Source organism: Aromatoleum toluclasticum ATCC 700605 (genome assembly GCF_000378245.1).
In the GTDB taxonomy this organism is placed as follows: Bacteria; Pseudomonadota; Gammaproteobacteria; order Burkholderiales; family Rhodocyclaceae; genus Aromatoleum; species Aromatoleum toluclasticum.
Map to the genome: position 1 here is coordinate 16866 of NZ_KB899520.1, position 13184 is coordinate 30049.

Here is a 13184-nt window from a genome sequence, read left to right on the forward strand (position 1 = left end):
CCTACGTCCCCCCCCAGTCTCGGGGGGAGGTGGCGGTCAATGCCCGTCAGCTGTGTCAGCAGCCCTCCGGGACTCTCAAATAGGGCGCAGTAGCACCCAGATTTTCCTGCCCTTTCTTAATTTCGATACGGGCGATATTTTGGAGATGCACTTCATCCGGGCCGTCGGCGAAGCGCAAAGCGCGGCCCCAGGTCCACATGTCAGCCAGCGGCGTATCGGGACTGATACCCATGGCCCCGAATACCTGCATTGCACGATCGCATACCGCGGTATAAACCCCGGGTACCAGGGCTTTGATCATGGAAATTTCCTTGTGCGCATGCCTGGCGCCAAACTGATCAATCATCCAGGCGGTTTTCAGCACCAGCAAGCGCGCCTGATCGATCTCGATCCTTGATCTCGCGATCCACTCGCCGATCGAACCATGCTGATGTAGATACTTTCCGAAAGTGCGTCGCTCCAGGCTTCGGTCAATCATCATTTCCAGAGCAAGCTCGGCGGCACCGATCGATCGCATGCAGTGGTGAATACGCCCGGGACCGAGACGCGCCTGGGCCAATGCGAAGCCACTGCCTTCCTCACCGAGCAGATTGGATACCGGCACGCGCACATTACGGAAGATGACCTCGCAGTGGCCCTCCGGCGAATGGTGGTTCACGATATTGATATTGCGTACGACTTCCAGACCCGACGTGTCCCGAGGAACCAGGATCATGCTCTGCTGCTTGTGCCGCTCGGCGTCCGGGTCGGTCTTGCCCATGACGATGAAAATACGGCAGTGCGGATGAGCGGCGTTGGTGATGAACCACTTGCGACCATTGATGACGTATTCGTCGCCTTCCCGCCGAATCGAGGTGGTGATGTTCGTGGCGTCCGAGGATGCGACGTCAGGCTCTGTCATTGCGAAAGCCGAACGAATTTCGCCCTCGAGCAGTGGACGCAGCCAGGCCTTCTGCTGCTCCGGGGAGCCGAACATGTGCAGAAGTTCCATGTTGCCGGTGTCCGGGGCATTGCAGTTGAAGACTTCGGACGCCCAACTCACACGTCCCATGATCTCGGCCAGCGGCGCATATTCCAAATTGGTCAGGCCGGTACCCGGCTCGTCGGCGTGCAGGCCGGGCAGGAACAGGTTCCACAAGCCTTCCGACTTCGCCATCGCCTTCAGGTCTGCCATGAAGGACACGGGAAACTGGCCGCGATGCACTTCCTCGAGCCATTGGCGCTGGCGCGGCACGATATAGGTGTCCATAAAGCCGCGCACGCGCTCACGAAGCTCTTCGACTTTGGACGAGTAGGCAAAATCCATGATATTTCCTTTCTATCGATCCATCTTTTAAAGAGTCATGCCGCCGTCGACGACGATGCAGTCGCCGTTGGTATAGCTCGCGGCGTCGGAAACAAGGTAAAGCACAGCGCCAGCCATCTCGCGCGGTTCAGCGTGACGGCGCAAAGGAATGTTGGAGACCCATTCGCTGTAGAGCTTTTCGTCATTGAATAGCGCTGTCGAAAATTTGGTCTTGGTCAGCCCGGGCAACAAGGCATTGACGCGGATTCCCAACGAGCCGCATTCCCTGGCGAAGGCCTTGGTCATGTTGACGATCGCCGCCTTGGTGATCGAATAAATGCCTTGATTCTCCCCGGGTCGGAGAGCATTCACCGAGGCGACATTGACGATTGCCCCCTTCCCCTGCTTCTTCATCATCTTGCCGGCCTCTACCGACATGAAGAAGTAACCACGAATATTGACGTCGACGGTCTTGGTAAAAGCGCCGAGATCCGTATCCAGCACATGCCCGTAATAGGGATTGGCCGCCGCGTTGTTGATCAGGATGTCGAGCCGGCCGTGAAGCTTTTCGATCTGCTCAAAAGCAGCAGCGATGTCTTCCATCTTGCCGACATTGCAGGAAAACACGCTCGCGCTTCCACCTGCTTCACGGATGGCGTCGGCGACTCTTTGGCAGTCTTCAACTTTTCGGCTGGAAACGATCACATGCGCGCCCTGCTCCGCCAGCAACTTGGCGATCTCTTCGCCGATGCCGCGACTTGCCCCCGACACCAGGGCGATCTTGCCTTCAAGATCGAATAGTTTGGTCGTCATGCCATACTCCTTTCCATATCCTTTTCGTTCGCTGCGGCAAAGCCCATTTCGGTGAGCGGCGCAACCATCTCTCCGACTTTTTGCGCGTGCGCGCTGGACGCATTGCCGTCGATGGCACGCTTCTTTACCCCTTGTGCGATAGCCGCAAGGCGGAAGAAACTGAACGCGATATAAAAATTCCAGTCCTCTATTTCCGGGATGCCGCGCAACTCGCAGTAGCGCCGGACTATTTCAGCTTCTTCGGGCACGCCGAGCGCGCGACGATTCTTGCTGCCCAGACCTTTGACGTAAGCATCCGTCGGCAGTCGCAGGCACATGCAGAAATAGGCGAGATCTGCCAGAGGATTGCCCAGTGTGGAAAGCTCCCAGTCCAGAACCGCCAGAACGCGCAGCTCCTTGGGATGGAAAATGAGGTTGTCGAAGCGGAAGTCGCCATGAACCAGCGCCACCCTGCCGTCTTCGGCCGGGCAATGCTTCGGTAGCCAGTCGATCAAGGCTTCCATGCATTCCAATCGCTCGGTTTCGGAAGCACGATATTGCTTGGTCCATGTACCGATCTGCCGCTCGAAATAATTCCCGGCCCGGCCATAATCGCTCAGGCCCACCTGATCGACATCGACGTCGTGCAGTGCTGCCAGCGCCGCGATCAAGGCATCGTAAGCGGGTTTGCGCTGATCGATATCGAGTTCGGGCAGCGACGGATCCCAGAAGATGCGCCCATCGAGGTAATCCATGATGTAGAACATGCTGCCGATGATGCTCGTATCGGTGCAGAGATGATGAGCATGCGCAACCGGTACTTGCGTCGGTGACAATGCCGTGATGACGCGATATTCACGATCGACCGCATGCGCCGATTTCAGGAGCTGGCCCGGCGGCTGCCGGCGCAGGACGTAGTTGCCGCTTTTTGCCCGCAGCAAGAATGTGGGATTCGACTGACCGCCCGCAAATTTCTCCGCGCTCAATGGCCCGGCAAAGCCCTTGACATGGGTTTCCAGGTATTTGCACAGCCCGTCGACATCAAGTTGGTGAATTTCGCTGGTCACAATCATGCCTACCCATAGGTGATGAAATTTTGACGATCCGCTTTGTCGAAATACGGAATGTTGTTGAAAGTTGCGAGATGAAACGAATCGGCGTTGAAGAAATATCGGCAGAAACTGCAGTTGTTGATTTGCAGGTTGAGCGATATGACTGCTTCCCGGGGAGCGCCAAGTGTCTGCTGCGCTATTGCAGCCATGACTCCCCCCGAACTCACGGCCAGGATCCTTCCTTTCAGTCCCTGGATATGGTTCCTGGCGTCGGCAACACGCTGCTGGAACTCCGACCATGTCTCGGGGCCTTCGATACGATCTTCCATCCACAACAGCAATACTTGCCGCAAGGCCTTGTAGAAATCCTTCTTGCTCTCTTTTGCCAGCACCTTCAATTCATGGTGCTCATCACCGAGACCCTCAAACAACGCGACAAAGTCGTATTCGTTCAGTCCCCGATGTTCCTTTGGGGTCGGAACTGCAGTCGAGCCATTGAATATGGCCTCCGCCGTTTGCCTGTGACGATTCATCGTCCCCATCACTACATGATCGAAAACGATATTGCGCTCGGCAAAGTATTCCCCGACCAGTTGCCCCTGCTGCTGTCCCAACAATGAGAGCTGGTCATAGTTGTCGGCGCCGAAACTTGCCTGACCATGCCTGACGAGATATAGCTCTGCCATGCTTGCGCTCAACGCCGCAGGATATGGATCGCTACCGCGGCTTCCTCGACGCCCTGCAAGCCGCCGCCGTTCTCCTGCATGGCATGGCGGGCACCTTCGACCTGGCGCGCGCCGGCCTCGCCGCGCAATTGCGTGACCAGTTCGTAGAGCTGGCCGATACCGGTGGCGCCCAGCGGATGGCCTTTCGATTCGAGACCGCCCGAGGGGTTGATCGGGATACGGCCGCCGATGGTGAAATCGCCGCGCTCGGCCGCGGGGCCGCCTCCGCCCGCGTCGACGAAGCCGAGGTTTTCGGCCTGGATGATCTCTCCCATCGCCGAGGCGTCGTGGACTTCGGCAACGTCGATGTCGCCGGGGCCGATGCCCGCGATCTCGTAAGCCTGCAGCGCCGCCAGACGGCCCACGGCCTTTTCCGGCTCGTCGATGCCGCGGTGGCTGAAAGTGCGGATCACGCTGGCCGCGACCTCGACCGCGCGGCGGCGGTCGGCGCCGATTCGCTTCAGCCCCTCCTCCGTGCAGACAATGGCGGCGGCGGCGCCGTCGGACAGCGGCGCGCACATTGGCAGTGTGATCGGATAGGTGATCGGCGGCGCCGCCAGCACCTCGTCGATAGTGAAGGTCTTGCGGAACTGCGAGTAGGGGTTATGCACCGAGTGACCGTGGTTCTTGGCGCACACGGCGGCGATCTGCCGTTGCGTGGTGCCGTAGGTCCGCATGTGCCAGCGGCACATCGCCGCGTAGATGGCCATGAAACGGCTGTAAGGGCGGTCCGATTCCGACCCCGGCGGCGGCGTGATGCCTTCGCCCATCCTGATCAGGGTGGCATAGTTTTCCTCGACTCGCGAGACGTCCCAGCCGCCCTCGAACAGCGCCATCGCGCGGGCCTTGTCGGGGATGTTCATCTTTTCGACGCCGATCGCCAGCGCCACGTCGGTGGCGCCCGCCTTCAGGCTCTGCAGCGCGAGGTGGAAGGCGCTGCTGCCCGAGGCGCAGGCGTTCTCGACGTTGAACACCGGGATGCGCTCGATCCCGATCTTGCTGAAGATCACCTGACCCGGCACCGAGATCTGGCCCTGCAGCGGGCCGTTGGTCATGCCCGCGTAGTAGGCGGCGCCGATGTCGGCAGCGCTGCAGCCGGCATCCTTGAGCGCGCCGGCGAGCGCTTCGCCTGCCAGGTCGTGCAGGCTGCGCTCGAGGTGGCGACCGAAGACCGTCATGGCGATGCCGGCAATGTAGAGTCTTGTCATGGTTTAGATCTTCCGCTCGGCAACGCGCCAGTACTCGGCACGCAAGTCCTTCTTCAATACCTTGCCGACCACGCTGCGCGGCAGGGTGGCGAAGTCGACCGTCTTGGGCGCTTTGACCGAGCCCAGCTTCTGCTTGCACAGCGCGATCAGCTCCTCGCCGCTCACGGTCTGGTCAGCGTTTAACTCGACCACTGCCTTCACCGTCTCGCCCCACTTGTCGTCGGGGATGCCGATGACGGCGCAATCGCGCACCGCCGGGTGGGCCCAGATCACCTGCTCGACTTCGCTGGGGTAGACGTTGAAGCCGCCGCTGATGATCATGTCCTTCTTGCGGTCGGTGATGTGGAGGCGGCCGCCGGAGTCGAGGTGGCCGATATCGCCGGTATGCAGCCAGCCGTCGACGATCGTTTCCGCGGTCTTGACCGGGTCGTTGTAGTAGCCCTTCATTACCAGATCGCCGCGGATGCAAATCTCGCCCGTTTCGCCCTGGGGCAGGATGCGGTTGTCGTCGTCGAGGATCTCGACCCGGATCAGCGGATGGGGCCGTCCCACCGACGACAACTGCTCGTCGCTGGCCAGCGCGCCGCCGGGGTTGAAATGCTCGTCGGGGCGCAGGCAGGCAATGGCTCCCGGAGCTTCGGTCTGGCCGTAACTTTCCATCATCACCGGACCAAAGACCTCGATCGCGCGCTTGAGCTTGTCCAGCGACATCGGCGCGGCGCCGTAGAGGAAATACTTCAGCGACGAGAAGTCGACCTTGTTCACGTCGGGGATGTCGAGCAGGCGGTAAATCACCGTCGGCGGCAGGAAGAACTCCGTCACCCGGTGTGCGGGGATGGCCTCCAGCAGCAGCGCCGGATCGGGCTTCGGAAGGATGACGACCGCGCCACCGCGTGCCGTGCAGGGCAGCGACAGCAGCCCCGCGGTGTGGGTCATCGGCGCCGCCGCCAGGTTGACCGGGCGATCCTGCGCGCCATAGCTGCAGCCGATCATGAAGTGGGCGACGAAAGTCTGGATGCTGCGGTGGGTGTTCATCACCCCCTTGGGCAGACCGGTGGTGCCGCCGGTGGGCGAGATCGCGACCACATCGTCGAGATCGACCGCGATGCCCGGGTCGGTATCGGCGTGGCCTTCGACCCAGGCGGCCAGCGAGACGGCATCCGCAGCCTCGCCGTCAATGCAGACGAAGAGTTTGATCTTTGGCAACTGCGGCCGCAGGGCGGCGATCGTTGCCTCGAACTCCTTCTGGAAGAACAGCACGTCGCAGTCGAAACTGTCGAGGACGTGGCGATTCTCGTCGGCGGCGTTTCGTGCGCCAACGGGGATCCACGCCATATTGGCCCGCCATAGCCCGAGCGCGCAGGTCCAGGCGGTGGTGTCATTGCCGGCCCAGACCGCGCCCTTGCTGCCGCGCCCGTAATCCGCTGCCTGCAGCGCACGCGCGATGCGGCAGCTCAGCCGCCCGACCTCGTTGAAGCTGTAGCTGCGGCTTCCCTGGATGTAGGCCGCACCCTCGGGGTTAAGACGCCAGCCGCGGTCGAAGAAATCGATGATCGCCATGGTCCGGTCCTCAAAGCGCAGTGACGCTGGCGCTGGCCAGCCCGCGCTGCTCCAGGAAACCCAGGAGATAGCGGTGACCGAAGGCCTTGCAGGCCGAGGCGAATCCGACTTTCGCGGTCTCGCCGTCGAGGAGCTTCATCACGGCGGCCGTCTGCAGCGCGCCGGTCGAGATGTAGGGCGTTACACCGCGTACCGTGGCGCGCACTGCCGCGAGCTGGCCGCGCCCGATGGCCGTATCGACCGTGCGTGTCAGGGTCGTGCGCTCGCGCGGCGGCATGGAGGGCGTCGTCGAGTCGACGAGACCCTTGACCACCTGGTCCTGCTCGTCCTTGGACAGATTCTTGTATTCGCTCTCCCACTTCTGGCCCACGGCATGCACGAACTTCATCACCTCGTTGTCGTAGAAACCGACGCTGGAGATGCAACTGTTCACGCGCGAATCGTTCTGGAAGAAGATGGGCAGCGACGTGCCGCCCCAGGGAATCGTGAACACCGGTTGCAGGAGCTCCGGCGTAGCGACGGTGTAAGAGGCGTTGGCCGCATGCGGCACCAGCTTCTTCTCCCAGAGGTAGCAGGCTTCGTGACGGAAGATCTCGAAGATCGAGGCCGTCGAGCCCACCGTGACCCCCGACCCGGCGCCGCGCGGTCCACGACAAAGCGTGGCGGTCTCGAGCGCATCGACCCCCGGTGTCTCCAAAGCCAGTTCGGCGGCGATCTCGGAGAACGAGTACATATAGGCCGTCGACGGTGCGAGCAGCAGGCCTGCCTGCCGGAACTGCTCGCCGAAGCGATCGCGGGCCGCGCGAATGAAGCTTTGCTCACCCGTGGTGTCCAGGTAGTGGCAGCCCGCCTGGAGCGTTGCCTCGACGGTCGTCAGACCAAAGTTGACGAAGGGGCCGACCGTATTGCAGACGACTTTTGCGCCTTTGAACGCCCGCGCCAACGATTCGACGTCATGGGTCGCCTCGACGATCTCATAGGTGGCCGACTCCAGGCGTACGACGCGCTGGGCCATCATCTCCTGGGTCCGTTTGGCGTTGCGCGCGACGGCCGTGAAGGGGATGTTCTGATCGATCAGCCAGTCCATGATCAGCATGCCGGTGTAGCCACTGGCGCCATAGACGACGACGGGATATTTAGCCATTTTGAATCCTTCGGAGTTCTTCAGTTGTTCGACCAGCCATCGGCGTAGAGCTGCTGTGCGAGCAGGCCCAGGCGCATGGTCAGGACATAGTTCTCACCGTCTTCGATCTGCGCGGAGCGCGCGTCGCGGAACAGCTTTTCAATTGGGTACTCGCGCGAGGTGCCAAAGGCGCCGAAAAGCTGGAAGGCCTCGGTGGCGACCTTCATCGCTTCCTCGGTGACCGTGACCTTGCCCGACGCCGTCGCGTAGGGGTGTCCGGCCGGTGAGAGCCGGGCATACGTGAGCGAGCGGCGGGCGACGGCGCGGCAGAGTTCGACGCGCCGCAGCATGTCGCCCAGCCGCCAGCGGGTGAGCTGGTGATCGATCAGCAATTGGCCACCCTGCTTGCGCTCGTGACAATATTGCAGCGCCATCTCGAAGGCCGCGCGCGCCAATCCGGTCATGATCTGGCCCATGTGGCAACCCGCAAAGGCCCACACCGAAGCCAGATTGCCGTAGTACTCGTCCTTGAGCGCAATCGCGAAACGCTTGGGAACGCGGACGTTGTCGAAATAGATTTCGCCCTGCGGCAGCGCACGCTGCCCGATTTTGTCCAGCGGCTTGCCCTTCGAGACACCGGGCAGATCGAGCGGGATGATCACCGCCAGGCCGTGCGGGCGACCGTTGGCGTCAAAAAACCCGTCGCCATAATCGGCGTTGATGTAGGCCAGCGCCACCTGGGCGACAGCGCCGTTGGACACCCAGGCCGAACATTGGCCGTTGATGACGATTTCGTCCTTGCCGACAACGCCCCAGACATTGCCCTTGTTGCCCTGACCGCCCTTGACCGGCCATTCGCGCGCCATGTCGAAAATCTGGGCATCGCTGCCCCGATCCGGCTGGGTAATCATCCAGCAGCCGATCTTGTCGCGGCACAGGTCCACCAGTTCGGAATTGCCGGCGGCCTTGGCCATTTCCAGCGGAAAGGTGACGCAGGCCAGCGAGACACCCAGGCCGGCGTCGCCCCAGCCCATTTCCTCGCCGATGATCGACTCGACCCGGATGGCCGTGTCCGGCGGCATCTGCTCCAGCAAGCTGGAATCGAGTCCGAGTTGCGCGGCCTTCGCCAGAACCTCGTAGTAGGGTGATCCCGGGGCGATCACCTCCTCCGCGCTCATCTTGTCGAGCTCCTGGCCGGCGGGCCGAAGCACATCCTTGGCGAACCGGTGCAATGAGTCCTGGATCGCCAGCTCGGTCTCGTTGAGCGGCGCCTCGAAGCCGGTCAAGCCCACGGCCGGAAGCGTCAGTTCCGTCTTCAGGTTGATCATTCAAGTTCTCCCGTTGAAGGTTTGCTTAGTGAGCCAGCGCCTGGGCGCCGACCTGATTACGCTTGACGGCCACCTGGCTACGCTTGAGGTCCTTGGCACACAACCGGCTAACCCACATGAGATAAAAGAAGAACGTGATCCAGACAAAATACATATTCCAAAGACCGTCATACGAGAAGATGAAGGTATGGTCGAACGGAATCAGCGCCAGGGTGGCATAGCCGACTGCAAGCACGACACCAATCAGGCCCGTGGATTTCGGGAATAGCGGATCTTTGCCAGTGTCATAGATCCCCATCAGGCCAATGGCACCAAACTGGGCGATGGTGACCCAGTAAGTGCCATCGAACACATACCAGGTCATAACGTGAAAGAACTTCACCATGGCAGGATCCAACTGAGTGGAAAACTCAGCCAGGGCGCACCACATCATGGCGGCCATCATCCCGACCCAGCCCGTCAGGAGACCGCCCACGAGCTGAACCGTTGACAGGATTTGGCTATTCTTTTCCCTCCGCCTCATTTGCGTGGCTATCTGGGAAACAAACAACATGAAGATGCCGGCATCGAAGCTGGCGATCGTCATTCCGATCATGATGCGGGTGCTGTGTTCCTGGTAAAAGTCGAAGTGCTGCTGGGCAGTCGCTGCGGGACTGATCATGAACGGCTGGATACACATGCCGAGAATTCCCCAGCCGATCACGTAGCCAACGATGCAGAACATTCCACTTCTGGCCAGCCACATCTCGATCTTGTTTGTCGCGCTTTCTGAAACCATCTCCTCACCTCTATCAGGACGTGATTAATTATTTGCTTGCCTCGAGTCCCGTCCCGATGCGTACAGTCGCCGCGGTGATTGCTGATCGGGACAATGCCCACTTTATCCCCGGGATTTCGGCGTAGCTCCCCCCCATCTCGGGTGGAAGGGGCATGGCCGCAACGTGAACACTTTCGGTGGATCAAGTGCGTCAACAGTTTTGAAACGCTGCGCGACCATGAGCATTTCCTCCGATGTTTTTGAGTGCATCCATGGAGGCACATTAAGCGCTCCGGCCTTGTCGAAATTGACAGGCGGTGACACCGGTTTGACATTTGGTGATTTGTTGCGGCGCACGAAGGCGATTTAATGGCGAGAAGGGCGCTTGAAGGGCGCAGCCTCGGTGAGCCGAATCGCACCGCTTATTCGGCTCATGCAGCGTAAAAAAATGAGCCGAATAATGCTAGGATTCAGCTCACCGTCCTCACCGAATCGCGCCCTCATGTCCCGCTGGATCTGGCAACACCCCGACTGGCCGCACGTCACCTGGCAGTCCGACGCGCTGGCCCCCCTGCTGCGCCAGGTCACGCTCGCCCAAGGAGCCTTGCTGGGCCGTGCCCAAGGCTCCGTGCCCGAACTGCGCGCCGAATTCACGCTGGATGCTCTGCTGCAGAACATCGTCGATTCCAGCGCGATCGAAGGGGAATCGCTGAATGTCGGCTCGGTGCGCTCGAGCATCGCCCGTCGCCTCGGGTTGGCCGAGGCAGACGAAGCCGCTCCCGAGCCGCGCAGCGAAGGACTTGCGCAGATCATGTGGGACGCCACGGCCAACCTCGATGCCCCGCTCACCGAGACTCGCCTGTTGCAGTGGCATGCCTGGCTATTCGCCGGGGAAGAGAGTTCCGTGGGCCGCATGATCCGGGTCGGCGACTGGCGCGGGAACGACACCATGCAGGTTGTCTCCGGCCGCATCGACCGCCCGACCGTGCACTTCGAAGCGCCGCCCCGCGAGGGGCTGGAAGCGCGCATCGCCGAATTCCTTGCGTGGTTCGACCGCAGCCGCAGCGACGCCGCGCTCGATCCCCTGCTGCGCGCGGCCCTGGCCCACTTCTGGTTCGTCACCCTGCACCCCTTCGACGACGGCAACGGCCGCATCACCCGCGCGCTCACAGATCTCGCCCTGGCCCAAGGCGAGCAGCAAAGCATCCGTTTCTATGCGATGTCGGTCGCCATCCTCGCCGATCGCAAGGGGTACTACGCTCAACTCGAAGCCGCCCAGAAGATGAAGGCGTCGGCCTCGCTGCTCGACCTCACTCCCTGGCTGCACTGGTTTCTGATCACCCTGCTGCGCGCCGTCGAGGGCGCGTCGGCGCAAATCGACCGGGTACTCGGAAAGAGCCGCTTCTGGCTCGTACACCGCGCACAGGCGCTCAACCCGGAGCAGATCAAGGTGCTCAACCGCCTGCTCGACGGCGACCAGCCCGGCCGGGGCGGTTTCGAGCACGGCATCAGCGCGGCCCAGTATCAAGCGGTCGCCAAGGTCTCCAAGGCTACGGCCACCCGTCATCTGGCCGACTTGGTGGGCAAGGGCTGCCTGGAAAAACTACCCGGTGGCGGCCGTTCCACGCGGTACCGGGTTCATTGGCCCGATCGAAGTCCGGAAACCGAGAGCATTGAACTCTGACAACGCCTACCCGGTCGGAAAAGCTGTTTTGCCCTACGATACCAGCCCCCTCCCCCAACAAAGAAAACCAATGCAGATCGACCCCTCGCGCCATTCGGCAGCCGACAACTACAAGCTGCTCACCAACCTCGTCGTGCCCCGGCCCATTGCCTGGGTCACCAGCGTGAATGCCGCCGGTACCGTCAATCTGGCGCCCTTCAGCTTCTTCAACGCCGTCGCCTCCAATCCGCCTTACGTGATGATCAGCGTCGGTCGCAACGACGTCGGCGGCCCGAAGGACACGGCGGCCAACATCGAGGCCACGGGCGAATTCGTCGTCAACATGGTCACGGAAGACCTCTTCGCCGCGATGAACATTTCGGCCGCCGATTTCCCGCCCGACCACAGCGAAATCGCGGCCGCAGGCCTCGCCACCGAAGCGTCCGTCCATGTCCGCGTGCCCCGGGTGGCCCAAGCGCAGGTCAGCCTCGAATGCCGGCTGCACACCAGCCTCGTGCTCGGCACGAACACGGTCTATGTCGGCGAGGTGGTGATGTTCCACCTCGCCGACCACCTCGTCGGGCCGCGATTGCACATCGAAGGCTTCGCACCCCTCGGCCGCCTCGGGTCTCCATCGGTCTATTGCCGCACGACCGATCGCTTCAACGCGCCGCGGATTTCGTATGCTCAGTGGCTCGAACAGAACGTCCCGTCCACGGCTGACGCTGAGAATTCGTAATCATTGCGTCTTTCCACCAGTGACGCCCTGTTCAACGACAGGTATCGGATTAGACCACCCTTCCGTTGCCTCCGCTCACGGACAGCAACTCGGCCAGGCCGCCCGATGGAGGTCTTGCACGGAACCAGACTTTGAGGTGGACCGCACACCGGTAAGTCGCCATCCGCCTTGCTGCGCCACCCGTTGCGGACGACGGGCAGCTCTCTGAGCGCTCCAGACGTTGACCTGCGAAGTGGCGAGGTCTCAGTCTCGGCCACAAGTTGCCGGTGACCGTTACATTTCAATTGTCTGCCGGGGGCGCTCATCTATGCTGGGAACAATGGCCCGACGGGGATCCTTGTCGCACATTTCTGGACCGTCGGGCCGTTGAGGCTCCGCCCGCCGCCAAACTCTTGGATCAATAGAATGCGGATGGCCGCGGCGGGTAGTTGAGACGGCATTCCCGTAAGCTTTCCCAGGAGACTAAGTATGCTCACTACCGCCGAAAAGAAAGTGGGTAGCGTCGTCCGTGGCTCAGATAGTTACATGAGCAAACAAGGGTCCGTGTACGCACCAGGGATTAGTGCAGAGACGGTTGGCTCCACGGCTGTCTTTCTCGGTATGGTCACGCTGCCACCGGAGGGCCGAACGCGGGCGCATCTCCATGAGTTCCACGAATCTGCGTTCTATTTACTCAGCGGCGAGGAAGTAGAGTTGTTCACCGGGGATCGACTTGAACACAGGGCGCTTGCGCACCCAGGTGACTACCTATTTATCCCGGCCAAGGTCCCGCATGTTGCTGTTAATCGCGGCAAGACGCCGGCCGTCTTTATTGGCGTCCGCAATGAGCCAACCGCGCAGGAAAGCGTGGTCATGCTTCCGGAGCTAGACGCGCTAGTACCGTGATCGGACAGGACCGGTACGGCGGCTTTCCGGCGATGATTCAAAAGAGTTGTTGGTCGCCACCCGACCC

At 61.4% G+C, this 13184-nt stretch carries 12 protein-coding genes; 3 read left to right on the forward strand and 9 right to left on the reverse strand.

Translation table 11 applies throughout. The features are described from left to right. Nucleotides 1-55 precede the first annotated feature (55 nt). Genes F464_RS0127050 through F464_RS0127090 form a run of 9 tightly spaced genes read right to left on the reverse strand, consistent with a single transcriptional unit; the run spans nt 56 to nt 9851 of the window. Complete coding sequence (locus F464_RS0127050) at nt 56-1306, reverse strand: acyl-CoA dehydrogenase family protein (protein ID WP_018993003.1); 1251 nt, start codon at nt 1304-1306, stop codon at nt 56-58. Nucleotides 1307-1333: 27 nt separating this feature from the next. Next, a complete protein-coding gene (locus tag F464_RS0127055) occupies nt 1334-2098 on the reverse strand; it encodes an SDR family oxidoreductase (RefSeq protein ID WP_018993004.1) in 765 nt (254 codons plus the stop codon). Next, nucleotides 2095-3150: a phosphotransferase gene (locus F464_RS0127060; protein ID WP_018993005.1), complete on the reverse strand. Its 1056-nt coding sequence runs from the start codon at nt 3148-3150 to the stop codon at nt 2095-2097. Before F464_RS0127060 ends, F464_RS0127055 begins: the two co-directional genes overlap by 4 nt. Nucleotides 3151-3152: 2 nt before the next feature. Beyond that, nucleotides 3153-3815 (reverse strand): histidine phosphatase family protein, encoded by a 663-nt coding sequence (locus F464_RS0127065; protein ID WP_018993006.1) that lies wholly within the window; start codon nt 3813-3815, stop codon nt 3153-3155. A gap of 8 nt (nt 3816-3823) precedes the next feature. Next, nucleotides 3824-5062: a thiolase family protein gene (locus tag F464_RS0127070; protein ID WP_018993007.1), complete on the reverse strand. Its 1239-nt coding sequence runs from the start codon at nt 5060-5062 to the stop codon at nt 3824-3826. Nucleotides 5063-5065: 3 nt separating this feature from the next. Beyond that, entirely contained in the window at nt 5066-6622 is a 1557-nt protein-coding gene (locus F464_RS0127075; RefSeq protein WP_018993008.1) for a class I adenylate-forming enzyme family protein, read from the reverse strand. Nucleotides 6623-6632: 10 nt separating this feature from the next. Further along, on the reverse strand, nt 6633-7766 hold the full coding sequence (locus F464_RS0127080) for a saccharopine dehydrogenase family protein (RefSeq protein ID WP_018993009.1): 1134 nt from the start codon (nt 7764-7766) through the stop codon (nt 6633-6635). Nucleotides 7767-7786: 20 nt separating this feature from the next. After that, nucleotides 7787-9073, reverse strand: a complete 1287-nt coding sequence (locus tag F464_RS0127085; protein WP_018993010.1) for an acyl-CoA dehydrogenase family protein — start codon at nt 9071-9073, stop codon at nt 7787-7789. Between the two features lie 25 nt (nt 9074-9098). Continuing rightward, entirely contained in the window at nt 9099-9851 is a 753-nt protein-coding gene (locus F464_RS0127090; protein WP_157354251.1) for a hypothetical protein, read from the reverse strand. 481 nt (nt 9852-10332) lie between these two features. Here F464_RS0127090 and F464_RS0127095 point away from each other — a divergent pair, with 481 nt between their 5' ends. The 3 genes from F464_RS0127095 (at nt 10333) to F464_RS0127105 (ending at nt 13117) form a co-directional block, all read left to right on the forward strand. Then, the gene (locus F464_RS0127095; RefSeq protein WP_018993012.1) at nt 10333-11514 is read left to right on the forward strand and encodes a Fic family protein; all 1182 of its coding nucleotides are present in this window, start codon (nt 10333-10335) and stop codon (nt 11512-11514) included. Between the two features lie 70 nt (nt 11515-11584). Beyond that, the gene (locus tag F464_RS0127100) at nt 11585-12232 is read left to right on the forward strand and encodes a flavin reductase family protein (protein ID WP_018993013.1); all 648 of its coding nucleotides are present in this window, start codon (nt 11585-11587) and stop codon (nt 12230-12232) included. A gap of 468 nt (nt 12233-12700) precedes the next feature. Then, the gene (locus F464_RS0127105) at nt 12701-13117 is read left to right on the forward strand and encodes a cupin domain-containing protein (protein WP_018991465.1); all 417 of its coding nucleotides are present in this window, start codon (nt 12701-12703) and stop codon (nt 13115-13117) included. Nucleotides 13118-13184 lie beyond the last annotated feature (67 nt).

Coding starts and splice junctions, on each gene's coding strand:
- F464_RS0127050 (WP_018993003.1), bottom strand. CDS start 1,306: ATGGATTTTGCCTACTCGTCCAAAGTCGAAGAGCTTCGTGAGCGCGTG.
- F464_RS0127055 (WP_018993004.1), bottom strand. CDS start 2,098: ATGACGACCAAACTATTCGATCTTGAAGGCAAGATCGCCCTGGTGTCG.
- F464_RS0127060 (WP_018993005.1), bottom strand. CDS start 3,150: ATGATTGTGACCAGCGAAATTCACCAACTTGATGTCGACGGGCTGTGC.
- F464_RS0127065 (WP_018993006.1), bottom strand. CDS start 3,815: ATGGCAGAGCTATATCTCGTCAGGCATGGTCAGGCAAGTTTCGGCGCC.
- F464_RS0127070 (WP_018993007.1), bottom strand. CDS start 5,062: ATGACAAGACTCTACATTGCCGGCATCGCCATGACGGTCTTCGGTCGC.
- F464_RS0127075 (WP_018993008.1), bottom strand. CDS start 6,622: ATGGCGATCATCGATTTCTTCGACCGCGGCTGGCGTCTTAACCCCGAG.
- F464_RS0127080 (WP_018993009.1), bottom strand. CDS start 7,766: ATGGCTAAATATCCCGTCGTCGTCTATGGCGCCAGTGGCTACACCGGC.
- F464_RS0127085 (WP_018993010.1), bottom strand. CDS start 9,073: ATGATCAACCTGAAGACGGAACTGACGCTTCCGGCCGTGGGCTTGACC.
- F464_RS0127090 (WP_157354251.1), bottom strand. CDS start 9,851: ATGGTTTCAGAAAGCGCGACAAACAAGATCGAGATGTGGCTGGCCAGA.
- F464_RS0127095 (WP_018993012.1), top strand. CDS start 10,333: ATGTCCCGCTGGATCTGGCAACACCCCGACTGGCCGCACGTCACCTGG.
- F464_RS0127100 (WP_018993013.1), top strand. CDS start 11,585: ATGCAGATCGACCCCTCGCGCCATTCGGCAGCCGACAACTACAAGCTG.
- F464_RS0127105 (WP_018991465.1), top strand. CDS start 12,701: ATGCTCACTACCGCCGAAAAGAAAGTGGGTAGCGTCGTCCGTGGCTCA.